The following is a 23,788-nucleotide window of genomic DNA, read 5'->3' on the forward strand; positions in this document are numbered from 1 at the left end:
TCTGTCTACGCTTTTGCCAATCGGGACGACGATTGGAAACGCTGCTGATGGCAGGTGACAACGATAAGAAGGGCGCAAGGCCCGGAGAGGTGATGCGATGCTCGAACTGACCGCAGGGCAGATTTCCATGGGCCTGGTGGCGGCGGACAAGGCGTCCGCGTTGCGCCTGCTGGCGGAGCTGCTGGAGGGTGACGGCCTGGTAACGCCGGGTTACCTCGTCGGCCTTGAAGCACGCGAAGCCCAGGGCAGCACCTTCCTCGGCCAGGGCATTGCCATTCCCCACGGCACGCCGCAGACCCGCGACCTGGTGATCACCACCGGCGTGCGCCTGATGCAGTTCCCTGATGGTGTGGACTGGGGCGGCGGGCAGATCGTCTACCTCGCCATCGGTATCGCCGCCCGGTCCGACGAACACCTGCGTCTGTTGCAGGTCCTCACCCGTGCCCTGGGTGAGGCCGACCTCGGCAGCGAACTGCGCCGCGCCGAAACCCCGGATGACATCCTCAAGCTGCTGCAGAGCGCCCCTCAGGAATTGGCGCTGGACGACCAGTTGATCGGCCTCGGTGTACCGGTGGAGGACTACGACGAGCTGGTCCTGCAGGGCGGCCGCCTGCTGCGCCGTGCCGAATGCGTGGGGGGCAGCTTCGCCGCCGCCCTGCTGCAGGGCGAACCGCTGCCGCTGGGCGATGGCCTCTGGTGGCTGCACAGCGACCAGGCGGTGCAACGCCCCGGCCTTGCCTACCTGACCCCGGAAAAGCCCCTGCGCTACCTCGACCAGCCCCTCAACGGCCTGTTCTGCCTGGCCAGCCTGGGCGATGCCCACCTGGCCCTGCTGGAGCGCCTGTGCGCCTTGCTGATCGAAGGCCGGGGCCGTGAGCTGGCCCGCGCCACGCAGCGTCGCGCGGTGCTCGAAGCCCTCGGGGGCGAGGTCCAGCCCGACTGGCCCAGCCTGCGCCTGGTGCTGGCCAATGCCCATGGCCTGCACGCGCGTCCGGCCAAGGAGCTGGTGCAACTGGCCAAGTCCTTCGACGGCGAGATCCGTCTGCGGGTGGCGGACAGCGCTGTCGCTGCCGTGTCCGCCAAGAGCCTGAGCAAGCTGCTGGGCCTGGGCGTTCGTCGTGGCCAGGTGATCGAACTGCTCGCCGAGCCGGCCATCGCCGACGCCGCGTTGCCGGCGCTCAAGGCCGCCATCGAGCAGGGGTTGGGCGAGGAGGTCGAACCCTTGCCGACCGCCGATGCGGCTGTGTCGCAAGAGTTGTGCGAAACCCCGCCGCCCACCGCGCCAGCCGCCGGCAGCCAGCTCCAGGCGGTGCCCGCGGCACCGGGCATCGCGGTGGGGCCGGCGCATATCCACCTGCGCAAGGAATTCGACTATCCGCTGCGTGGCGAGTCTCCCGGTTTCGAGCGTGAGCGCCTGCAACAGGCCATCGGCCATGTGCGCGTCGACATCGAGGGCCTGGTGCTGCGCAGCGAGGCCAAAGCCATTCGCGACATCTTCATCACCCACCTGGAAATGCTCGCCGACCCGGAACTGGGCGACGAAGTGGACGCTCGCCTGAAACAGGGCGAAAGCGCGGCCGCCGCCTGGATGGCCGTGGTGGAGAGCGCCGCCACCCAGCAGGAAGGCCTGCACGATGCCCTGCTGGCCGAGCGCGCCGCCGACCTGCGGGATATCGGCCGCCGTGTGCTGGCCCAGCTTTGCGGTGTGGAAGAGGCTCCCGAACCGGACGAACCCTACATCCTGGTGATGGACGAAATGGCGCCCTCGGACGTAGCACGCCTGGACCGCAACCGCGTCGCCGGCATCCTCACCGCCCGTGGCGGGGCCACCTCCCACAGCGCCATCGTCGCCCGCGCCCTGGGCATTCCCGCGCTGGTGGGGGCCGGGGCCGGCGTGCTGCTGCTGGAACCGCGCACGCCGCTGCTGCTGGATGGCCAGCGTGGCCGCCTGGTCGTCTGCCCGGATGAAGGGCAACTGCAACGTGCCCACCAGGAGCAGGAAAGCCGCCAGCGCCGGCTGCAACTGGCCGATACCCACAAGCTGGAACCGGCCCTGACCCGTGACGGCCATCGGGTGGAGATCTGCGCCAACCTGGGCGACAGCGCGGGTGCGGCCAAGGCGGTGGCCCAGGGAGCTGAAGGCGTGGGCCTGCTGCGTACCGAGTTCATCTTCATGGCCCTCCCGCAGGCGCCGGACCTGGCCACCCAGGAGACCGAGTACCGGCGCGTGTTCGACGCCCTGGACGGCCGCCCGCTGGTGGCCCGCACCCTGGACGTCGGCGGCGACAAACCCTTGCCCTACTGGCCGGTCGTGGAAGAGGAAAACCCCTTCCTCGGCGTACGCGGCGTGCGCCTGACCCTGCAGCGGCCACACCTGATGGAAACCCAGTTGCGCGCGCTGATGCAGGCCAGCCAGGGCCGGCCGCTGCGCATCATGTTCCCCATGGTCGGCACGGTCGACGAGTGGCGCCAGGCGCGCGACATGGCGTTGAAGGTGGCAGGCGACATTCCCCAGGCGGACCTGCAGCTGGGGATCATGGTCGAGGTGCCGTCCGCCGCGCTGATCGCCCCCGCACTGGCCCGCGAAGTGGACTTCTTCAGCATCGGCACCAACGACCTGACCCAGTACTGCCTGGCCATCGACCGTGGCCACCCGACGCTGTCCGCCCAGGCCGATGGCCTGCATCCGGCGGTGCTGCAGCTGATCGACCTCACCGTGCGCGCGGCCCATGCCCAGGGCAAATGGGTGGGTGTCTGCGGCGAGCTGGCCGGCGACCCGCTGGCGGTGCCGCTGCTGGTGGGCCTGGGGGTGGACGAATTGAGCCTGTCTGCCGGTGGCATTGCCGAGGTCAAGGCACGGGTGCGCGAATTCAGCCTCAGCGCTGCCCGCGAGCTGGCCCAGGACGCCCTGACCCTGGAAAGCGCGGCTGCCGTGCGCGAACTGGCGGAGCGCTTCTGATGGCTCGCATCCTCACCCTTACCCTGAACCCCGCCCTGGACCTGACCCTGCGCCTCGACCGCCTGGAGCCAGGCCAGGTCAACCGCAGCCTGGCCCAGGTCAGCCATGCCGCCGGCAAGGGCGTGAACGTCGCCCAGGTGCTGGCCGACCTTGGCCACAGCCTCAGCGTCTCGGGCTTTCTGGGCGCGGACAACGCCGAAGCCTTCGAAACGCTGTTCGCCCGGCGCGGCTTCGCCGATGCCTTCGTCCGTGTGCCGGGCGAAACCCGCAGCAATATCAAGCTGGCGGAAGCGGATGGGCGCATCACCGATATCAACGGCCCCGGCCCGGTGATCGATACCGCTGCCCAGGATGAGCTGATGGCTCGGCTGGACAGTGTTGCGCCGGGCCATGACCTGGCGGTGGTGGCCGGCAGCCTGCCCCGTGGCGTTGCGCCGGGCTATCTCGCCGAACTGATCACCCGGCTCAAGCGCCTCGGCCTGAAGGTGGCGCTGGACACCAGCGGCGAGGCGCTGCGCGCTGGCCTGCTCGCCGCGCCCTGGCTGATCAAGCCGAACACCGATGAGCTGGGCGAACTCCGTGGCCGGGCTGTGCATGACATTGCCTCCCAGCACGAAGAGGCCCACCGGCTCCAGGCGCAAGGGATCGAGCAGATCGTCATTTCCCAAGGGGCCGCTGGCGTGAACTGGTTCGGCCCCGGTCTCGCCCTGCATGCCCAGCCACCGCGGGTGGCCGTGGCCAGCACCGTAGGCGCGGGCGATTCCCTGCTGGCCGGCATGGTCCATGGCCTGCTCAGCGGCTGGACGGCCGAGCGCACTCTGCGCCACGCCACCGCTATCGCCGCGCAGGCGGTGACCCAGGTGGGCTTCGGCATCCTTGACGCCGCGCAACTGCAACAGCTCGAAGGCGCCGTCGCGGTCCAGGCGCTACCAGAACAACAAGAGGTGTCCCGATGAAACTCGCCATAGTCACCGCCTGCCCCAATGGCATGGTCACCAGCGTGCTCTGCGCACGCCTGCTGGATGCCGCCGCCCAGCGCCTGGGCTGGAGCACCAGCGTCGAAGTCGTGGACCCGCAGCATCCGGAGAACGCGCTCTCCGCCTCCACGCTGGAGGCCGCCGACTGGGTGCTGCTGGTGAAGAGCGGCGCGTTGGACCTCTCGCGCTTCGCCGGCAAGCGGCTGTTCATCGCCAGTCCAAGCGAGGCCCTGCGCGACAGCGAAGCCTTCCTCCTGCGCGCCGCCGTCGAGGCCCGCGTGCAGCAGGTTGAGCCAGCTGTGCCCACAGTTGTTTCAGCTGCCCGGCCGCGCGTCGTTGCGGTCACCGCCTGCCCAACGGGCGTGGCCCACACCTTCATGGCTGCCGAAGCCCTGAAGCAGGCCGCCCAGCGCCTGGGGATGGACCTGCAGGTGGAAACCCAGGGCTCGGTGGGCGCGCGCGACCCGCTGAGCCCTGAAGCCATCGCTGCTGCCGATGTCGTGCTGCTGGCCACCGATATCGAAGTGGACACCGCCCGCTTCGTTGGCAGGCGGGTGTTCCGCTGCGGCACCGGCGTCGCCCTCAAGCACGCCGAGGCGACCCTCCAGCGCGCCCTCGATGAGGGGCAGTTGCTGGAGGCGAAGGCCGGCGGCGACAGCCAGGCCGGCAAGGCCAAGGCTGAACCCAAGGGCGCCTACAAGCACCTGCTCACTGGGGTTTCCTACATGCTGCCGATGGTGGTGGCGGGAGGCTTGCTGATCGCCCTGTCCTTCGTCTTCGGCATCGAGGCATTCAAGGAGGAGGGCACCCTGGCCGCCGCGCTGATGCAGATCGGCGGTGAGGCGGCGTTCAAGCTGATGGTGCCGCTGCTGGCCGGCTACATCGCCTATTCCATCGCCGACCGGCCGGGTCTCGCGCCAGGCATGATCGGCGGGCTGCTGGCCAGCGCCCTCGGCGCGGGTTTCATCGGCGGCATCGTCGCCGGCTTTCTCGCCGGTTATTCGGCACGCGCCATCAACCGCCACCTGAACCTGCCGCAGAGCGTCGAGGCGCTGAAGCCGATCCTGATCATCCCGCTGCTTGCCAGCCTGTTCACTGGCCTGGTGATGATCTACGTGGTGGGCAAGCCGGTGGCCGGCATGCTCGCCAGCCTTACCCACTTCCTCGACAACATGGGCACCTCCAACGCCATCCTCCTCGGCCTGCTGCTGGGCGGGATGATGTGCGTGGACCTCGGCGGTCCCATCAACAAGGCGGCCTACGCGTTCTCCGTGGGCCTGCTGGCCTCCCAGAGCTACGCGCCGATGGCCGCCACCATGGCCGCTGGCATGGTGCCGCCCATCGGCATGGGCATCGCCACCCTGCTGATGCGCCGCAAGTTCGCCCAGAGCGAACGTGAAGCCGGCAAGGCGGCGCTGGTGCTGGGGCTGTGCTTCATCTCCGAAGGCGCGATTCCCTTCGCCGCCAAGGACCCGCTGCGGGTGATCCCGGCCAGCATCGCCGGCGGTGCCCTGACCGGCGCACTGTCCATGTACTTCGGCTGCAAGCTGATGGCGCCCCACGGCGGCCTGTTCGTGCTGCTGATCCCCAACGCCATCAACCACGCGCTGCTCTATCTGCTGGCGATAGTCGCCGGCAGCCTGGTGACCGGGGTGATCTACGCCGCGCTCAAGCGCGGCGGTGAGCAGGAGCTGGTGCTGGAGTCGCAGCGGGCCGCCTGAGCCGGGGCCTCACTCCAGCCCGTAGTCGCGCTCGACATAGGCCACCCGGGTACGGAATGCCCGGTACCACTCGGCCCGCCCACGCCGTTGCGCTTCCCGGTGCTCGGCCTGGACGCGCCAGGTGCGGATGGACTCCTCATCGCGCCAGTACGACACCGTTATCCCCAGCCCGTCGGCACCACGGGCCGATTCCACGCCGAGGAAGCCCGGTTGCTCCCGCGCCAGTTCCAGCATGCGTTCGGCGGTGGCGGCGTAGTCCTGCTCGGTGTCGCTGCGCAGGGAGGTGAAGATCACCGCGTAGTAGGGCGGCTCGGGCGTGCGGGCGATCATTGGCCGTGCTCCTGGCAGGCGTTGACGAAGGCAGCGACCAGCGGCGGCAGGCGGCCGATCAGTGCGGCGCGTTCCGGTTGGAACAGGGTGGCGAGGAAGAAGGGATGGTCCTCCAGCTCCACCGCCCTGACCGCACCGGCCGCGTCGGTGGCCGCGACCCGCAGTGGCCCCTGGGTGAGCGCTTCGCGAAAGTCCGGATTCAGGCCGTATCCGCAGTGGTAGCCCTCGAAGGCTTCAGGCGCGCCATAGGCCGCGGCCAGGCGCGAGCCGGCGAGTAGCTGGATGCGCTCCAGGGTTTCCCGCAGGGCGCAGGGCAGGGGGCTGATTACCGCACGCTGGGCATCGGGAGCGGTTTCGGCGTGTTCGGCATCGGCCCAGCCAAGCACGTTGCGCGCATATTCCAGCAGCGCGTGCTGGAAACCGCCGCAGGTGCCGAGGAAGGGCAGGGCAGTGCGCCGCGCATGGGTGATGGCACCCAGGGCGCCTTTGGTGTCGCGGTAGGGGCTGCCGGGGACGCACCAGAGGCCGTGGAAGTCGTCGAAGCGGGTTTCACCGAGGCCGTCCGTCGCCAGCCAGATGCCTTGCACCGCCCGCCCGCTTGCCTGGGCCGCGAGATCCAGGGCGCGCGGAATGGCGCGGTGGGCGGTGATGCTGTCGTCCCTGTCGCCAACCAGGCCGATGCGCAGTTGCTTCATCTCTGTCCTCCGATGCGTGGCGCGGATTGCGCCCGTTCCAGTGGACTATATAGTTGCGCTGAAGCAATCAATATTGGCGATTGGGCAAGGCGGGATTGCATTGATGCAATACGAAATCGATCACTCGGACCTGTCCCTGGTGCTGGCGCTGGTCCGTGGCGGCACCCTGGCGCGCGCCGCGGAGCTGCTCAAGGTGGACGTTTCCACCGTGTTCCGATCCCTGCGGCGTCTGGAAAAGGCCCTCGGCAGTGTGCTGTTCGAGAAAAGCCGCGCCGGCTATCTGCCCAATGCCGCGGCGCAACTGTTGGCGCAACAGGCTGAACTGGCGGAGAGGGCGCTGGAGGTCGCGCGCCTGGGACTGGAGCAGGGCCGCGAGGCCGTCAGCGGCACCCTGCGCCTGACCTGCACCGACGCCGTCCTCCATGGCCTGCTGCTGCCTGCCCTGGCGCGCTTCATGCCCGCCTACCCGGCGCTGGAACTGGAGCTGACCACCTCCAACGACTTCGCCAACCTCAGCCGGCGCGACGCCGATGTCGCCTTGCGCCTGACCACCGCGCCGCCGGGCCATCTTGTGGGACGCTGCCTGGGGGCCGTGCCCTACGTGCTCTGCGCGGCGGACAGCTACCTGGCTCGTTCGTCTGAAACCGACCCGGCGAGAATGGCCTGGATAGCCCCGGACGACTTCCTGCCCAACCACCCCAGCGTGGTCTGGCGGCGCCAGCATCACCCCGAGGTGCAACCGGCCTATCGCTGCAACAGCACACTGTCGGTGGTGCAACTCGTGCGCGCGGGCCTCGGTGTGGCGGCGCTGCCGGAGTTTCTGGTGCGTGGTGAAACGGGGCTCAAGGTGCTGGAAAAAGACTTGCCCGGCTGTACCAGTGCCCTCTGGCTGCTGACCCGTCCGGACTGCCGCGCGTTGCGCTCGGTCACCACCCTGTTCGAAGAGCTGGGGCGTCACATCAGGCTGCCGAGCACCGCTGCTCAGAGCGGCTAACCTTGTTCTGGCAGCACTGCCGAAGTGCCAGTCCACCTGCCTGCAAGCCCCTGGAGGGCGCCATGGTCAAAGCCATCCTCGTCATCATCGTCGTCGCGATACTCGGCGTGCTGGGATACGCCGCAATCAGCCCGGATCACTTCCGCATCGAGCGTACGACCACCATTGCCGCACCGCCGGAAAAGGTCTTCCCGCTGATCAACGACTTCCGTCAGTGGACGGCCTGGTCACCCTGGGAAAAGATCGACCCTGCCCTCAAGCGCAACTACAGCGGACCGAAGGAGGGCGTGGGCGCCGCCTATGCCTGGCAGGGCAACAACGAGGTAGGCACCGGGCGCATGGAAATCACCCACAGCGAGCCGGCATCCAAGGTGGAGATCAAGCTGGACTTCCAGATGCCCTTCGAGGCCCACAACACCGCTGAATTCGTCCTCCAGCCCCACGGCGGCAGCACCCAGGTCACCTGGGCCATGTACGGGCCTTCGCCCTACACCCACCGGCTTATGCAGGTGTTCTTCGACATGGATGACATGGTGGGCAGCAAGTTCGACCAGGGCCTGAACAACCTCAAGGCCGCCGCCGAGAAGTAGCCTGAAACGGACCGCTCGGCCCCTCGACGGGCAAGGTGACGGAGCGGGGCTATCCTGATCCCTTTCCTGCGGGAGCGAGTTCATTCGTGAATGAATTCGCGCCCACAGGGCATGGTCAATCCTGATGAAAGAAGGAATTTTCCGCCGGCCTTGTCGATTCCCGACGCGGCCGAACGACCAATGGGTGTCAGTACCCCGCAGCCACCCGAGGAACCCATCATGAAATACCTGTGCCTGATCTATATCGAAGAAGCCAAGCTCGCCACCCTGACCGATGCCGACTACCAGGCCATCGCCGGCGAATGCGTGGACTACACCGAGCAGCTCACCGCCAGCGGCCATTACCTGGCATCCAATGCCCTGGAATCGGTACGCACCGCCACCACCCTGCGCATCCAGGGCGGGCGGGTGTCCATGACCGACGGGCCCTTCGCGGAAACCAAGGAACAACTCGGCGGCTTCTACCTGATCGAAGCCCGCGATCTCAACGAAGCCCTGCAGATCGCCTCGAAGATTCCGCCGGCCCGCCTGGGTTGCATCGAAGTGCGTCCGGTACGCGAACCCGAAGTGCGGCCGAGCCTGGGCGTCGCTTCGTGATGCCTGGGAGGGCCTGATGGAAGAGGCCGAGCTGCGCCAGCGGGTCGAGTCGATCTACCGCAGTGACTCGCGCCGTGTCCTCGCCACGCTGATCCGCCTCCTGGGGGATTTCGACCTGGCCGAGGAAGCCCTGCACGACGCCTTCATCGCTGCGGTGCAGCAATGGCCGCGGGATGGCATTCCAGCCAACCCGCGCGCCTGGCTGGTGTCGGCTGGTCGCTTCAAGGCCATCGACAGCCTGCGCCGGCGCGCCCGTTTCGACGCGTCGAAGCGTCACCTGGTGGCCGAACTGGAAGAGGCCGCCAGCGCCTTCGAGGAGGGCGAGGATGTGGAGGATGACCGCCTGCGGCTGATCTTCACCTGCTGCCACCCGGCGCTGCCGGCCGACGCCCAGGTGCCGCTGACCCTGCGTGAGGTCTGCGACCTGAAAACCGAGGAAATCGCCCGCGCCTTCCTCAGCACGCCGTCCACCATCGCCCAGCGCATCGTGCGGGCCAAGGCGAAGATCCGCGATGCGCGCATCCCCTATCAGGTGCCGGCCCTGGCCGAACTGCCGGAGCGGCTGGATAACGTCCTGCGGGTCATCTACCTGGTGTTCAACGAAGGCTACTCGGCCACCTCCGGGGATTCCCTGACCCGAACCGACCTCTCCGCCGAGGCCATCCGCCTGGCGCGGCTGCTGCTGGAACTGTTGCCGGACCCGGAAGTGATGGGCCTGCTGGCGCTGATGCTGTTGCACGACTCGCGCCGCACCGCCCGTGCCAACGCGGACGGCGAACTGATCCTGCTGGACGAGCAGGACCGCACCTTGTGGGATCGGGCACAGATCGCCGAAGGCCTCGCCCTGGTGACCCAGGCGCTGGCCAGCCGGCGCGTCGGCGTCTACCTCTTGCAGGCCGCCATTTCCGCCGTGCATGCCCAGGCACCGGATGCCGCGAGCACCGACTGGGGGCAGATCGTCGGCCTCTACGACGTCCTTCAACGCCTCGTACCGTCGCCGGTGGTGACCCTCAATCGCGCCGTGGCGGTCGCCATGCATGACGGGCCGGAAGCGGGCCTGGCGGAGGTGGATGCCTTGCTGGAAAACGGCGAATTGCGTGACTACCACCTGGCCCATGCCGCCCGGGCCGACTTCTGTCGGCGCCTTGGGCGCAAGGACGAAGCGCGGGCGGCCTATCGCAGCGCATTGGCGTTGGCGCGGCAGGAACCCGAGCGGCGCTTCATCGAGAAGCGCCTGCGTGAACTGGAGGCGTGACGGCACCGTTCGTCGGTCGTGGCGAAACGGATGTCGAAGCCGGATGACGGCCCTCGACCAGAGGTGAATCCACCGGCATGCAGCCGGTGCAGCCCTGGCGAAAACCTGGAGACGTACCATGAGCAGCGAAACCTTGAAGGCCACCACCGAACTGGAAGTGCACGAAGTCTTCAACCAATGGCTGAAGGCCGCCCGTGCCAAGAACGTGGACGCAATCCTGGCCTGTTACGCGGACGACGTGATCGCCTACGACGCCATTCTCAAGTTGCAGTTCAAGGGCCTCGATGCTTACGGCCAGCACTGGCGTTATTGCATGGAGATGTGTGCCGGCGACGGCATTTTCGAACCCGCCGAGCCGACTATCCACGCCGATACCAGCGTGGCCTTCGTGCACTGCCTGATCCGTTGCGGCGGCGAGCAGGACGGCGTGGTGAAGACCAGCTGGATGCGTGGCACCCAGGGCTACGTCAAGCGCGGCGGCACGTGGAAGATCGTTCACGAGCACTTCTCCGCGCCCTTCGATATGGAAAGCGGCAATGCGCTGTTCGATCTCCAGCCCTGACCTCGGACGCGTTTGCGGCCCGTAGGGTGGGCTTCAGCCACGGACCGGGACACGTAGGAGCGAGCTTGCTCGCGAACAGTCCGTGCACGATCTTTCGCGAGCAAGAACTCGGCGTCCCCCTCGCTCCTACACACAACACGACACGACACGGCACGACGCGTCAGCCGGTAAACTCGGCCAACCTTCCAGCACCCGAGCAAGCCCATGGATATCGACCTGGCGCGTACCTTCCTGGAGATCGTCCGCACCGGCAGCTTCGTCGCCGCCGCCGAGCGCCTGCACGTCACCCAGACCACCATCACCGCGCGGGTGCAGAACCTGGAGCAGCAACTGGATTGCCGGCTCTTCGTGCGCAACCGCGCCGGAGCGCGGCTGACTGCCGATGGCGAGGTGTTCGTTGCCTACGCCAACAAACTGGTGGAGACCTGGGAGGCGGCGCGGCGCGACCTGCCGTTGCCGGAGGGCTACCGCGACGTGCTCAACCTCGGCGGCGAGGTGAGCCTGTGCAGTCCGCTGGTGCTCAGTTGGGTGATCCGCCTGCGTGAACACATGCCGTCCCACGCTGTGCGCGCGGAGGTCGGCGAGGCCGGTCATCTGCAACAGCAGCTACAGAGTGGTCTGCTGGATGCCGCGCTGGTCTACCGCCCCGATTACTGGCCGGGCCTGCAGGTGGAACTGCTGATGGAGGAAAAGCTGATCCAGGTGCGTTCGACGACCAACCCCGAGCCTTACATCTACAACGACTGGGGGCCGGAATTCCGCCAGCGCCACGACGCCGCGCTCCCGGACAAGGCCAGCGCCGTGCTGGCCACCAACCTCGGCCCGTTGGCCCTGCATTACATCCTGCAATGCGGCGGCTCCGGCTACTTCCGCGCTCGCGTGGTGCAGGGGCACCTGGAAAACGGCGAGCTGGAGCGGGTGGAGAAGGCGCCGGAGTTCACCTATCCCACCTACCTGGTCTATTCCCGCGAGAAGGATTCCCCAGCCTTGCGCCAGGCCATCGACCTGCTGCGGGAAGTCGTGGCCGAGGACATCGACTGGTCCCGGCGCTGGGACCCGATCTGATCCCGAAACCGCTTGGTAATCACGTAGGGTGCGCCGTGCGCACCACGGATTCCGGCGCGGGGTTTCGGTGCGCGCAGCGCACCCTACGGTGATACATGCAGGTGAGTGCGTAGCGCACCTCTGATTCTGATCGGGGATTCTGTGGGAGCGAATTCATTCGCGATTGAAATCGCTCCCACAGAGGCGCTGCTGAACTCAACTTGGCTCTCACGTAGGGTGCGCCGTGCGCACCGGAAATTCCGGCACAGGGTTTCGGTGCACGCAGCGCACCCTACGGTGATACATGCAGGTGAGTGCGTAGCGCACCTCTGATTCTGATCGGGGATTCTGTGGGAGCGAATTCATTCGCGATTGAAATCGCTCCCACCATTCCTCGACCGTCAACTCGCCAACTGCAACGCCGGTTGCTGGTGCAGGTCCTGCAGCCAGTTGCGGTAGAGCGCGGCGATCAGGTCGCTCTGGCTGACGATGCCCACCACGCGGCCGCCGTCGTCGAGCACCGGCAGGCAATGCAGGCCCTGGTCGGACAGCAGCGACACCAGTTCCACCACCGGCGTATCCACGGTCACGCAGCGTACCGGGCGGGTCATCAGGCGCGACACCGGCGCTTCGCGGCGCACACGGAAGCGGTCGGCGAGGCTGCGCGGTGCCGCGCTGGCAGCGTGGCCGAGCAGGTCGGAGAGGGTCAGGATGCCCACCAGGTGCTGCTTGTCATCCAGCACCGGCAAGGCTTTCAGGTGATGCCGATCGAGCAGTTTCCAGGCTTCGCTGACCGGTGCATCGGGCGCGATGGTGCGCAGGTCGCGGGACATGATCCGTGCTGCCCGCAGGCCACCCATGGTGCGGCGCAACGCATGCTTTTCGGTGAGCTGGAGCAGGCGCTGGAGGTCATCGCGGGTCACGTCGACGAAGCTGCCGAACTCGGCCAGCGCGTGATCCAGGTCGACTTCGGCGATGCCGTTGCGCTCGCTCGGCAACGGGTCGGCGGTCAGGTGCGGGCCGGCGGCCGGATGCGCGAGTTTGCGCGGGTAAGGGACGCCACTGAGGTTGTTGAACAGCAGTGCGGTGTTCACCAGTACCACTGAACCCAGCAGTACCGGCAACAGCAGATGCCAACCGAGCGCTGAGAAGACCGGTCCACCGAGCGCAGCCCCCAGGGCGATGGCGCAGCTGGGCGGGTGCAGGCAACGCAGGGCCTGCATGCCCACCAGGGCCAGGCCGAAGGCGGTTGCGGCGGTGGCCAACGGGGGCAGGCCCCAGTGGCTGACCAGCAAGCCGATGGCTGCCGCCAGCACATTGCCGGCGACCACCGGCCAGGGCTGGGCAACTGGGCTGGAGGTAACAGCGAACAACAGCAGCGCGGAGGCGGAGAACGGTGCGATCAGGCGCAAGGCCAAGTCGGTACCGTATAGCTGGCTGCACACCAGCGCGGCGAGGAAAACGGCGATGCAGCCGCCAATGGCGGCGCGCAGCCACTCCCGGGGAGGGGCGTTGCTGGCGTCCGGCAGCAGGCGTTGCAGCCAGAGACGCAATGGGTTCTGGGGCATGGGCATGACACTAGGCAGTTGATAAAGGGAGAGGCCGGAGGCGCTGTACGGAAAGTGCCGAAGCCGGACGGCTTTTCGTACAGGCCCCTGGTCCTCTCAATCCCACCGAAGTGGGGGCTCCATCCCTGGATATGGAAACGTCTTTTTCTCGCGCACGGTTCCTCGGAGGGGGCTGCTCATGCAGACCCTCGCCGGGCCGGGCGTCGGGGATGGCGGGAATGCTAAGGGATGCCTGAATAGCGGGCTAATGAATGTTATTGAAGCTTAAGTGCAATAAAACCTGATTAAAGGCCCGGCATTCCAAATGAGACGCTGAACGTTCTCGTGATGAATTCTTGACTCCTTTTTCACCTGCCGCTGCTTAGGGTTGGCGCGCAGGCAGATGCCTGATCGCTGAATACAGCCGTACCGCTGGGGGATAGGTGGAGGGCTGGCGGCGGCCCATCCTTGGATTCAGGAGCCACACCAATGAACAAATTGCCTCAGATCACCCTGGCTTTCTGGGTGATGAAGATTTGCGCCACGACCTTGGGGGAAACAGCCGGCGACCTGCTGTCCATGACACTCGACGTCGGTTACGCCATGAGCTCGCTGATTCTGTTCAGCCTCTTTCTGGTCGCCCTGACCGGGCAACTGATGTCCCGTCGCTACAACCCGGGCCTCTACTGGCTGGTGATCCTCGCCACAAGCACCGCCGGCACCACCATGTCGGACTTCATGGATCGCACGCTGGGGCTGGGTTATGCCACCGGTTCGGCAATCCTGATCGGCATCCTGCTGACGGTTTTCGCGGTCTGGCGCTTCAGCGAAGGCTCCCTGTCGGTGGAACGCATCGCCAGCCGCAAGGGCGAACTCTTCTATTGGGTAGCCATCCTCTTCTCCAACACGCTGGGGACAGCACTGGGCGATTACCTGGCGGATGACTCCGGCCTGGGTTTTGCCGGAGGTGCCTTGCTGGTGGGCAGCCTGATCGCCGTGGTGGCGGTGGCCCGCTATGCCACGAAAATATCCCCGGTGGCGCTGTTCTGGATTGCCTTCGTCCTGACCCGGCCCTTCGGTGCAACCCTCGGTGATGTGCTGACCAAGATGCCGGACAAGGGCGGGCTGGGCTTTGGCACTGTCGGCTCTTCCGCGATCCTGGCTGCGGTGTTGCTGGCGATGGTGGTGGTCGCCATGCGCGGCACTGCCCGAATCCGCACCCGCTCCGGCGAAAGCGCAGCGGAACTGACCTGAAGTCAGACAAGGTCAGGTGTTGCTCCAGCAACACCTGACCAGCAAGTTGCCTGCTTAATTCAGGCCTGGCTGTTGATGGAAATTATCAAGCTATTGATTTTAAAGGAAAAACAAAACTGGCACGGGTGCTGCTTTATCCCTCTGCAAGCAAGGTCGCGACTGTTCGCGGCGAAACAGCAGTGCAGAGAGCCCCATGTCGCAAACCCCGATTTCCGCCCAGTACCCCATCGGTATCCCCGACGCCCAGATCATCCGTAGCGATGCCCAGGCCATAGAAGTGGCCCACCGCGTCGCAGCCTTCCTGCTGGAGGGTGATGCCGAGCGCGATCGCACCCGCCAGGTCCCCTCGGAAGTGGTGGACGTGTTTTCCAACAGCGGCCTCTGGGGCATCACCGTGCCCAAGGTGTTCGGCGGCGCCGAGGTGAGCTACGCCACCCTGGCCGAAGTGATCGCCATTATCTCGGCCGCCGACGCCTCCCTCGGCCAGATTCCGCAGAACCACTACTGCCTGCTGGAAGACATCCGCCTGCAAGGCACCTATGAGCAGAAGCGCTTCTTCTTCGGCCTGGCGCTGAAGGGCAACCGCTTTGCCAATGCGCTGTCGGAAACCGGCGGCAAGAACGTGCAGGACATCCAGACCCGCATCCGCCGCGATGGCGACGCCCATGTCATCAACGGTCGCAAGGGCTACTGCACCGGCTCGCTCTATGCCCACTGGTTGGCGGTGCTGGCCGTGGACGAGGACGACAAGGCCCAACTGGCCTTCGTCCCGCGTGGCAGCGAAGGGCTGGTGATCGTCGACGACTGGTCCAGCATCGGCCAGCGCAACACCTCCAGCGGCACGGTGCTGGCCGAGGATCTGCGCGTGCCGGCGGCGAACCTGTTCCCCACCTACCGCTCCTACGAGAGCCCGACCCTGGCCGGCCCGTTCGCCCAGATCACCACCGCTGCCATCGATGCCGGGATCGCCCGTGCCGCCCTGCGCGACACCATCGCTTTCGTCCGCGAACACGCCCGTCCCTGGATCGATGCCGGAGTGGAGAAGGCCAGCGAGGACCCGCTGACCATCATCCAGGTGGGCAACCTGGGCATTCGCCTGGAAGCCGCCGAAGCGCTGCTGGAGCGGGCCGGCAAGGTGATGGATGCCGCGCGCCCAGCACCGGACGAGGACAATGTGGCCGCCGCTTCGGTCGCCGTGGCCAAGGCCAAGGTGCTGACCACCGAAATCGCCATCGAAGCCTCCAACAAGCTGTTCGAACTGGGCGGCACCCGCTCCACGCTGGCGCGCCACAACCACGATCGTCACTGGCGCAATGCCCGCGTGCACACCCTGCACGACCCGGTGCGCTGGAAGTACCACGTGGTCGGCAACTGGCTGCTCAACGGCGTGAAGCCGCCGCGTCACGACTGGTCCTGAGGCGCGCGACATGAGCAAGCAGATCCGCCTCAACGCCTTTGCCATGAACGCCGTGGGCCACCTGTCCCCCGGCCTCTGGCGCCATCCGCGCGACCAGGCGCGGCGCTACACCGATATTCATTACTGGATCGAACTGGCGCAAACCCTGGAGCGCGGCAAGATCGACGGCCTGTTCCTCGCCGACGTGCTGGGCGTCTACGACGTCTACCAGGGCGGCCCGCAGCAGGCCCTGCGCAATGCCGCCCAGGTGCCGGTGAACGACCCGCTGCTGCTGGTGCCGGCCATGGCCGCCGCCACCCGGCACCTGGGTTTCGGTGTCACCGCTTCGGTGTCCTTCGAGCATCCGTACCCATTCGCCCGGCGCATGAGCACGCTGGATCACCTCACCGGCGGCCGTGCCGGCTGGAACATCGTCACCTCCTACCTGGAAAGCGGCGCACGCAATATCGGCCTCAAGCAGCAGCTCAACCATGAGCAGCGCTATGCCCTGGCCGGGGAATACCTGGAGGTCTGCTACAAGCTCTGGGAGGCCAGCTGGGACGAAGACGCAGTGGTTGCCGACGTGGAAAGCGGCGTCTATGCCGACCCGGCGAAGGTGCACCCCATCGCCCATGAGGGCGCGCACTTCCAGGTGCCCGGCTTCCACCTCAGCGAGCCATCGCCGCAGCGCACGCCGGTGCTCTACCAGGCCGGCGCTTCCAGCCGGGGCAAGGCCTTTGCCGCCGCCAACGCCGAGTGCGTGTTCGTCGCCGCACCCACTCGCCACATCCTGCGCAACCAGGTGGCCGACCTGCGCCGTCAGGCCGAGTTGGCCGGGCGCAAGGGCAGCGACATCAAGGTGTTCAACCAGCTCACCGTCATCGTCGCGCCCACTGATGCCGAGGCCCAGGCGAAATGGCGCGAGTACCGCGAGTTCGCCAGTCATGACGGCGCCCTGACGCTGATGTCCGGCTGGACCGGCATCGACTTCGGCCAGTACGCGCCGGATCAGGTGTTGCGTCAGGTCGAGAGCAACGCGATCCAGTCGGCGGTGGATGCCTTCACCGCGGCGGACCCGAGCCGTACCTGGACCACCGCCGAGATCGCCGACTACTGCGCCCTGGGTGGCGACGGCCCGCTGCTGGTGGGTTCGCCGAAAAGCGTGGCCGACGAGTTGCAGGCCTGGGTGGAAGAAACCGATGTGGACGGCTTCAACCTGTCCAGCATCGTCGCGCCGGAAACCTTCGTGGATATCGTCGACCTGCTGGTGCCCGAGTTGCAGGCGCGCGGCCTATTCAAACGTGAGTACGAAGACGGCAGCCTGCGCCACAAGCTGTTCGGCGAGGGCGACCGTCTCGCCGAGCCGCACCCGGCTGCGCAGTTGCGCAAGAGGGCAGGGTGATGAACGAACTGCTTGCCAACCTCGATTGGGTAGAAATCGGCCAGGCCTGCATCGACACCCTGACCATGCTCGCCCTGGCGCTCGGCTTTACCGTGTTGCTCGGCCTGCCGCTGGGTGTGCTGCTCTACCTGACTGGCAAGAAGCAGATGCACGAGAAGCCCGGTTTCTACCGCTTCGCTTCGGCCGTGGTGAACATGCTGCGTTCGCTGCCTTTCATCATCCTGCTGATCGTGATGATCCCGCTGACCACGCTGCTCACCGGCACCTCCCTCGGCGTCGCCGGGGCCATTCCGCCGCTGGTGGCCGGCTGCACCCCGTTCTTCGCACGGCTGGTGGAAACCGCGCTGCGCGAGGTGGACCGCGGACTGGTGGAGGCTACCCAGTCCATGGGGGCCAGCACCTGGCAGATCATCTGGCACACCCTGCTGCCGGAAGCCCGCACCGGGCTGATCGCCGCCGTGACCGTCACCGCCATCGTGCTGGTGGACTACACCGCGATGGCCGGCGTGATCGGTGGCGGGGGGCTCGGCGACCTCGCCATCCGCTTCGGCTACCAGCGTTTCCAGACCGACGTGATGGTGGTCACCGTGGCCCTGCTGATCCTGCTGGTGCAGGCCCTGCAGATGAGCGGCGACCGCCTGGTGATCCGCTACAGCCGCCGTTGAAATCCCGCCGCAGGGCAGCCGGCTTTCGCTGCCCACCCAAGGCCTCACGTTCACCCCACGACGGCCAACCCAAAACTGCCCAGGAGCACTTGCAATGAAAAAGGCTATCGCCATTCTGGCCGCCGTCGTCGCCTTCTCAGCCCAAGCTGGCGAGAAGCTCGTAGTCGGCGCCACTCCGGTTCCCCACGCGGAAATCCTCGAGTTCGTCAAACCCACCCTGGCCAAGGAAGGCGTGGACCTGGACATCAAGGTCTTCACCGACTTCATCCAGCCCAACGTGCAACTGGCGGAGAAGAACCTCGACGCCAACTACTACCAGTACCGGCCGTTCCTCGATGAGTTCAACAAGAGCCGCCACACCAACCTGGTGCCGGTGGTGGGCATCCATATCGAACCCTTCGGCGCCTACTCCACCAAGATCAAGAAACTCGACGAACTGAAAGACGGCGCTTCCGTCGCCATCCCCAACGACCCGGTGAACACCGGCCGCGCCCTGGTGCTGCTGCACGAAGCCGGGCTGATCAAGCTCAAGGACCCGAGCAACACCCTGGCCACCCAGCGCGACATCGCCGAGAACCCGAAGAAGCTGAAGATCCGCGAACTGGAAGGTGCGCTGCTGGCCCGCTCCGTGAGCCAGGTGGACTTGGCCTTCGTCTTCGCCAACTACGCCCTGGAAGCCGGCATCGATACCAACAGCGCGCTGATCGTCGAGAAGGGCAAGGACCTCTACGCCGAGTTCCTCGTCGCCCGTCCGGACAACCTCCAGGACCCGGGCCTGCAAAAACTGGCCAAGGCCCTGAACTCGCCGGAAGTCCGCCAGTTCATCGTCACCCGCTACAAGGGCCAGATCGCCCCGGCGTTCTGATTCTCCAGCCTCGCTCCGCTTGCCTCCCCTCTCCCTTCAGGGAGAGGGGCCGGGGGAGAGGGCAGGGCGCAATTCTGCAATCGAAGGCCACACCGCATGACAAACGAAACCGCCCACCACGCATTTCGTGATGAAGCCCTGCCACTACTCCCGGCGGCGCTGATCGAAAACGATGCACAGGCCCTGCAAGCCGCTCATGAGGTGGCGAAGCTGGCCAGGGAACATGCCGCACAACGCGACCGCGACCGCCTGCTGCCCTGGCGCGAGCTGGAACACTTCACCCGCCTGGGACTGGGCGGCATCCGCATCCCGCGCCAATACGGCGGGGCCGAGGTCTCCCACGTCACCCTGGCCGAAGTGTTCCGCATCATCTGCGCCGCCGACCCGGCGCTGGGGCAGATTCCGCAGAACCAGTTCGGCCTGCTCAATGTGGTCGAGAACGTCGGCAGCGAGGCGCAGAAGCGCAAGGTGTTCGGCGGCATACTCGCGGGGCGTCGGCTGGCCAATGCCGGGCCCGAGCGCAACACGAAGCACACCCTGGAGATCAAGGCGCGCATCACTCGTACCGACGAGGGGCTGAAGGTCAGCGGCGAGAAGTTCTATTCCACCGGCGCGCTGTTCGCCCACTGGGTGGCGGTCAAGGCCATCGACGACAACGGCGTCGGCGTGCTTGGCCTCGTTGAGCGCGGTGTACCGGGGCTGCGCATCGTCGATGACTGGTCTGGTTTCGGCCAGCGCACCACCGCCAGCGGCACCGTGCTGCTGGACCAGGCGCCGGTCGCCGACGACCTGGTTTTCCACAATAGCCGGCTGGCCGAGGTGCCGAGCATCCAGGGCGCGGTGTCGCAACTGATCCAGGCAGCCATCGATGCCGGTATCGCCGAGGCGGCCATCAACGACGCCATCGCCTTCATCCGCGAACGCTCGCGACCCTGGGTGGATGCCGGCGTCGAACGCGCCAGCGAAGAGCTCTACACCATTGCCGAGATCGGCCGCCTGAAGACCGAGCTGAATGCCGCCAATGCGCTGCTGGAACGCGCCGGCCAGGTGCTCGATGAAGTGGCCGCTGCGCCGATCGATGACGAGTCCGCTGCCCGCGCTTCCATCGCCGTGGCGGAGGCCAAGGTGCTGACGACGGAAATCAGCCTGCTCGCCAGCGAAAAGCTCTTCGAACTGGCCGGCAGCCGCGCCAGCCTCGCCGAGTTCAACCTCGACCGCCACTGGCGCAACGCCCGCGTCCATACCCTGCATGACCCGGTGCGCTGGAAGGTCCAGGCCGTTGGCGCCTATCACCTCAACGGCGCCAAACCGGCCCGTCATTCCTGGATCTGAGGAGTTCTCCATGACATTGCCGCAACCCGCACCGGCTCTCAGCGTCGCCATCATTCGTGACGACGCCGAAGCCATCGAGGTGGCCCACCGCATCGCCGCCGAGTTCAAGCCCGGCTCCGCCGAGCGTGACCGCGACCGCCGCCTGCCCCATGAAGAGCTCGACGCTTTCAGCCGTTCCGGCCTGTGGGGCATCAGCGTGCCCCGTGAATTTGGTGGCGCCGGTGTATCGCGGGTGACCCTGGCCCGGGTCATCGCCATCATCAGCGCCGCCGACGCCTCCCTCGGGCAGATTCCGCAGAACCATTTCTACGCTCTGGAAGTCCTCCGCGTGAACGGCAGCAAAGCCCAGCAGCGACGCCAGTTCGCTGCCGCCCTGGCCGGTCAGCGCTTCGGCAACGCCCTGGCGGAAATCGGCACGCGCACCGCCAATGACCGCAATACCCGGCTGATCCGGGAAGGCTCGGGCTACCGCATCAATGGCCGCAAGTTCTATTGCACCGGCGCCCTGTATGCCGATCGGGTGCCGACCCTGGTGGTGGCCGAGGATGGGCACCAGTACCTTGCCTTCGTGCCGCGCAACGCGCCCGGGCTGACGGTCATCGATGACTGGTCCGGGTTCGGCCAGCGCACCACCGGCAGTGGGTCGGTGGTGTTCGAGAATGTACCGGTGCGCTCCGAGGAACTGGTGTCCTTCCAGGATGCCTTCGACCGTCCGACCACTGTCGGCCCCTTCGCGCAGATCCTCCATGCCGCCATCGATGCCGGTATCGCCCGCGCCGCCTATGAAGATGCATTGGAATTCGTGCGTACCCGTTCGCGGCCGTGGATCGACTCCGGCGTGGACAAGGCCAGCGACGATCCGCTGACCATCCAGGAGTTCGGGCGTCTGGCCATCCGCCTGCATGCTGCCGAGGCCATCCTCGACCGCGCCGGCCGCCTGCTGGATGCCGCCACCGCCCGACCCGATGCTGACAGCGTGGCCGCTGCGTCCATCGGTGTGGCCGAGGCCCGTGCCCTGACCACCGAGGTATCGCTGGCCGCCGGCAGCAAGCTGTTCGAGCTGTCCGGCACCCGCGCCAGCCTGGCCGAACACAACCTCGACCGTCACTGGCGCAACGCCCGCGTGCACACGCTGCACGACCCTGTGCGCTGGAAGTACCACGCCGTGGGCAACTTCTACCTCAACGACAAACTGCCACCGCGCCGGGGGACGATCTGATGGCGCGCAAGCAGATCCTCCTCAACGCCTTCAACATGAACTGCGTGGGGCACATCAACCACGGACTCTGGACCCACCCGCGCGACCGTTCGGCCGACTACCGCAAGCTGTCCTACTGGACCGAGCTGGCGCAGTTGCTGGAGCGCGGGTTGTTCGACGGCCTGTTCCTGGCGGACATAGTCGGCGTCTACGACGTCTACCAGGGCAACGTCGACCTGACCTTGAAGGAAAGCATCCAGCTTCCGGTCAACGACCCGCTGTTGCTGGTCTCGGCCATGGCGGGTGTGACCCGCCACCTGGGCTTCGGCCTGACCGCCAACCTGAGCTACGACGCGCCGTACCTGTTCGCCCGACGCATGTCGACGCTGGATCACCTGACTGATGGCCGGGTGGGCTGGAACATCGTCACCGGCTACCTGGAGAGCGCCGCCCGTGCCATGGGGCTGACGCAGCAGGTGGAGCACGACCGCCGCTACGACCAGGCCGACGAGTACCTGGAGGTGCTCTACAAGCTCTGGCAGGTCAGTTGGGAGGAGGGCGCCGTGGTCAATGACCGGCAGCGACGCATCTACGCCCAGGCGGACAAGGTGCACAAGGTTCGCCACCAGGGTGAGTTCTTCAACGTCGAGGGCTACCACCTCTGCGAACCCTCGCCGCAACGCACGCCGGTGCTGTTCCAGGCCGGTTCCTCGGCGCGCGGACTGCGTTTCGCCGGCGAGCATGCCGAATGCGTGTTCATCAGCGGCAACAACAAGGCCGCCACCCGCGCCCAGGTGGACAAGGTGCGCGCAGCGGCCCAGGCCGCCGGCCGCGATCCGCACGCGGTGAAGGTGTTCATGGGCATCAGCGTGATCGTCGCGCCCACTGAGGCCGAAGCGCGCGCCAAGCACGCCGAGTACCTGGCCCACGCCAGCGCCGAGGCGGGCGTGGCGCACTTCGCCAGCTCCACGGGCATCGACTTCTCCCGTTTCGGCCTGGATGAGCCGATTCCGTATGTGAAGACCAATGCCATCGAATCGGCCGCCAGCAAGCTCAAGGACAACAGCCTGACCCGTCGTCAATTGCTGGAACAGCACGCCCTGGGCGGGCGCTACATCCTGCTGGTGGGTTCACCCACCCAGGTGGCCGACGAGCTGCTGAGCTGGATCGACGAGACCGGTCTGGACGGCTTCAACCTCACCCGCATCGTCACCCCGGAAAGCTACGCCGACTTCATCGACCTGGTGGTGCCGGAGCTTCAGGCACGTGGTGCGTACAAGACGGCGTATGCCGAAGGCACCTTGCGGCGGAAGTTGTTTGGCACGGGCGACCGTCTGCCGGCCGACCACAAGGGCGCCCGTTTCTCCTCGGGGCAAATTTCTCCTGTAGGGGCGAATTCATTCGCCAAGCAGGCCGAAGGTCTGCCCCTCAGAAAACCAGGGAGCGCTGCGCGCTCCTTGGCGAATGAATTCGCCCCTACAAAGTGATTCTCCATTTCAGGACAAGGACTAAAGACATGCCCAAACACCTCCTCAAAACCCTCACCCTCGGCCTGCTCCTGGCCTCCGGCATCACCCACGCGGCCGATTCCAAGGTCCTCAAGGTCGGCACCACCGCCGCCTTCGCCCCGCCGCTGGAAGTGGCGGTGGAAGAGGCCGCGAAGAAAGGCCTGAAAGTGGAACTGGTGGAATTCACCGACTGGAACTCGCCGAACATCACCCTGGCCGCCGGCGACATCGACGTGAACTACTTCCAGCACACGCCGTTCCTGGAAAACGCCAAGAAGGAAGGCGGCTTTGCCCTCAAGCCCTTCGCGCCCGGCGTGATCAACAACGTCGGTCTGTACTCGAAGAAGTACAAGGCCATCGCCGAGCTGCCGGAAGGCGCCAAGGTGGCCATCGCCAATGACCCCATCAATGGCGGTCGCGGCCTGCAACTGCTGCAGAAGGCCGGGCTGCTGAAGCTCAAGGATGGCGTCGGCTACAAGGCGACCCTGGACGACATCGTCGAGAACCCGAAGAAGATCGACATCATCGAACTGGAGGCCGTGCAACTGGTGCGTGCTCTGGATGACGTCGACCTGGCCCAGGGCTACCCGCACTACATTCGCCTGGCCGGCACCATCGATGCCAACAGCGCCCTGCTGTTCGATGGCATCGAGAACAAGGAATACATCATCCAGTTCGTCACCCGCGCCGATTACCAGGACGACGGCCGTCTGGGCGAGTTCGTGGATATCTACCAGCACTCGCCGCAGGTGCGCGCTGCGCTGGATAAGGCGCACGGCAAGCTTTATCAGCCGGGCTGGGAATAAGCAGGAGGAGCCCGCTTTTTTGTGGGAGCGAATTCATTCGCGAAAGGAGCGCATAGCGCTCCCTGGAACCTAAATCGCGAATGAATTCGCT

General features: G+C 66.5%; 21 protein-coding genes. 18 read left to right on the forward strand and 3 right to left on the reverse strand.

Annotated elements, in window-relative coordinates; translation table 11 throughout:
- The first annotated feature begins 97 nt into the window (after nucleotides 1–97).
- Genes ptsP through E8E91_RS26085 form a run of 3 tightly spaced genes read left to right on the forward strand, consistent with a single transcriptional unit; the run spans nucleotide 98 to nucleotide 5,657 of the window.
- Entirely contained in the window at nucleotides 98–2,959 is a 2,862-nt protein-coding gene (ptsP, locus tag E8E91_RS26075) for a phosphoenolpyruvate--protein phosphotransferase (protein WP_280379869.1), read from the forward strand.
- Nucleotides 2,959–3,915 carry a 1-phosphofructokinase gene (gene pfkB, locus E8E91_RS26080; protein ID WP_280379871.1) on the forward strand — a complete coding sequence of 319 codons (957 nt, stop codon included), beginning with the start codon at nucleotides 2,959–2,961 and terminating at the stop codon, nucleotides 3,913–3,915. Before ptsP ends, pfkB begins: the two co-directional genes overlap by 1 nt.
- Nucleotides 3,912–5,657, forward strand: a complete 1,746-nt coding sequence (locus tag E8E91_RS26085; protein WP_280379872.1) for a PTS fructose-like transporter subunit IIB — start codon at nucleotides 3,912–3,914, stop codon at nucleotides 5,655–5,657. Before pfkB ends, E8E91_RS26085 begins: the two co-directional genes overlap by 4 nt.
- Before the next feature lie 9 nt (nucleotides 5,658–5,666).
- Here E8E91_RS26085 and E8E91_RS26090 read toward each other — a convergent pair whose 3' ends face one another.
- Both E8E91_RS26090 and E8E91_RS26095 read right to left on the reverse strand, forming a co-directional pair.
- A complete protein-coding gene (locus tag E8E91_RS26090; protein WP_280372332.1) occupies nucleotides 5,667–5,987 on the reverse strand; it encodes an antibiotic biosynthesis monooxygenase in 321 nt (106 codons plus the stop codon).
- Entirely contained in the window at nucleotides 5,984–6,682 is a 699-nt protein-coding gene (locus E8E91_RS26095) for a CTP synthase (RefSeq protein ID WP_280379874.1), read from the reverse strand. The genes E8E91_RS26090 and E8E91_RS26095 overlap by 4 nt, the downstream gene beginning before the upstream one ends.
- Nucleotides 6,683–6,785: 103 nt before the next feature.
- Between E8E91_RS26095 and E8E91_RS26100 the strand changes: the two genes are divergently transcribed.
- The 6 genes from E8E91_RS26100 (at nucleotide 6,786) to E8E91_RS26125 (ending at nucleotide 11,745) form a co-directional block, all read left to right on the forward strand.
- The gene (locus E8E91_RS26100; RefSeq protein WP_280379876.1) at nucleotides 6,786–7,676 is read left to right on the forward strand and encodes a LysR family transcriptional regulator; all 891 of its coding nucleotides are present in this window, start codon (nucleotides 6,786–6,788) and stop codon (nucleotides 7,674–7,676) included.
- A gap of 62 nt (nucleotides 7,677–7,738) precedes the next feature.
- A complete protein-coding gene (locus E8E91_RS26105) occupies nucleotides 7,739–8,266 on the forward strand; it encodes an SRPBCC family protein (RefSeq protein ID WP_280379878.1) in 528 nt (175 codons plus the stop codon).
- Between the two features lie 219 nt (nucleotides 8,267–8,485).
- Nucleotides 8,486–8,863, forward strand: coding sequence for a YciI family protein (locus E8E91_RS26110; protein ID WP_280379879.1), 378 nt, complete (start codon nucleotides 8,486–8,488; stop codon nucleotides 8,861–8,863).
- Nucleotides 8,864–8,894: 31 nt separating this feature from the next.
- The gene (locus E8E91_RS26115) at nucleotides 8,895–10,118 is read left to right on the forward strand and encodes an RNA polymerase sigma factor (protein WP_280380367.1); all 1,224 of its coding nucleotides are present in this window, start codon (nucleotides 8,895–8,897) and stop codon (nucleotides 10,116–10,118) included.
- Between the two features lie 118 nt (nucleotides 10,119–10,236).
- A complete protein-coding gene (locus E8E91_RS26120) occupies nucleotides 10,237–10,680 on the forward strand; it encodes a nuclear transport factor 2 family protein (protein ID WP_280379897.1) in 444 nt (147 codons plus the stop codon).
- Between the two features lie 204 nt (nucleotides 10,681–10,884).
- Nucleotides 10,885–11,745 (forward strand): LysR family transcriptional regulator, encoded by an 861-nt coding sequence (locus E8E91_RS26125; RefSeq protein WP_280379899.1) that lies wholly within the window; start codon nucleotides 10,885–10,887, stop codon nucleotides 11,743–11,745.
- Between the two features lie 380 nt (nucleotides 11,746–12,125).
- Here E8E91_RS26125 and E8E91_RS26130 read toward each other — a convergent pair whose 3' ends face one another.
- Nucleotides 12,126–13,292, reverse strand: coding sequence for a CBS domain-containing protein (locus E8E91_RS26130; RefSeq protein WP_280379901.1), 1,167 nt, complete (start codon nucleotides 13,290–13,292; stop codon nucleotides 12,126–12,128).
- A gap of 468 nt (nucleotides 13,293–13,760) precedes the next feature.
- Here E8E91_RS26130 and E8E91_RS26135 point away from each other — a divergent pair, with 468 nt between their 5' ends.
- The 9 genes from E8E91_RS26135 to E8E91_RS26175 all read left to right on the forward strand — a co-directional run bounded on the left by E8E91_RS26135 (nucleotide 13,761) and on the right by E8E91_RS26175 (nucleotide 23,697).
- The gene (locus E8E91_RS26135) at nucleotides 13,761–14,525 is read left to right on the forward strand and encodes a hypothetical protein (protein ID WP_280379903.1); all 765 of its coding nucleotides are present in this window, start codon (nucleotides 13,761–13,763) and stop codon (nucleotides 14,523–14,525) included.
- Between the two features lie 193 nt (nucleotides 14,526–14,718).
- Nucleotides 14,719–15,942: an SfnB family sulfur acquisition oxidoreductase gene (locus E8E91_RS26140; protein WP_280379905.1), complete on the forward strand. Its 1,224-nt coding sequence runs from the start codon at nucleotides 14,719–14,721 to the stop codon at nucleotides 15,940–15,942.
- A 10-nt stretch (nucleotides 15,943–15,952) separates the two neighbouring features.
- Nucleotides 15,953–17,323, forward strand: a complete 1,371-nt coding sequence (locus E8E91_RS26145; RefSeq protein ID WP_280379907.1) for an LLM class flavin-dependent oxidoreductase — start codon at nucleotides 15,953–15,955, stop codon at nucleotides 17,321–17,323.
- Nucleotides 17,323–17,988 carry a methionine ABC transporter permease gene (locus tag E8E91_RS26150; protein ID WP_179057611.1) on the forward strand — a complete coding sequence of 222 codons (666 nt, stop codon included), beginning with the start codon at nucleotides 17,323–17,325 and terminating at the stop codon, nucleotides 17,986–17,988. The genes E8E91_RS26145 and E8E91_RS26150 overlap by 1 nt, the downstream gene beginning before the upstream one ends.
- Before the next feature lie 94 nt (nucleotides 17,989–18,082).
- Entirely contained in the window at nucleotides 18,083–18,853 is a 771-nt protein-coding gene (locus E8E91_RS26155) for a MetQ/NlpA family ABC transporter substrate-binding protein (RefSeq protein ID WP_280372321.1), read from the forward strand.
- Between the two features lie 96 nt (nucleotides 18,854–18,949).
- Nucleotides 18,950–20,185: an SfnB family sulfur acquisition oxidoreductase gene (locus tag E8E91_RS26160; protein WP_280379908.1), complete on the forward strand. Its 1,236-nt coding sequence runs from the start codon at nucleotides 18,950–18,952 to the stop codon at nucleotides 20,183–20,185.
- 10 nt (nucleotides 20,186–20,195) lie between these two features.
- A complete protein-coding gene (locus tag E8E91_RS26165) occupies nucleotides 20,196–21,404 on the forward strand; it encodes an SfnB family sulfur acquisition oxidoreductase (protein ID WP_280379910.1) in 1,209 nt (402 codons plus the stop codon).
- Entirely contained in the window at nucleotides 21,404–22,870 is a 1,467-nt protein-coding gene (locus E8E91_RS26170; protein ID WP_280379912.1) for an LLM class flavin-dependent oxidoreductase, read from the forward strand. Before E8E91_RS26165 ends, E8E91_RS26170 begins: the two co-directional genes overlap by 1 nt.
- Nucleotides 22,871–22,899: 29 nt before the next feature.
- On the forward strand, nucleotides 22,900–23,697 hold the full coding sequence (locus tag E8E91_RS26175; protein WP_280379914.1) for a MetQ/NlpA family ABC transporter substrate-binding protein: 798 nt from the start codon (nucleotides 22,900–22,902) through the stop codon (nucleotides 23,695–23,697).
- Nucleotides 23,698–23,788 lie beyond the last annotated feature (91 nt).

The organism is Pseudomonas sp. BN515 (assembly GCF_029873155.1).
GTDB lineage: Bacteria > Pseudomonadota > Gammaproteobacteria > Pseudomonadales > Pseudomonadaceae > Metapseudomonas.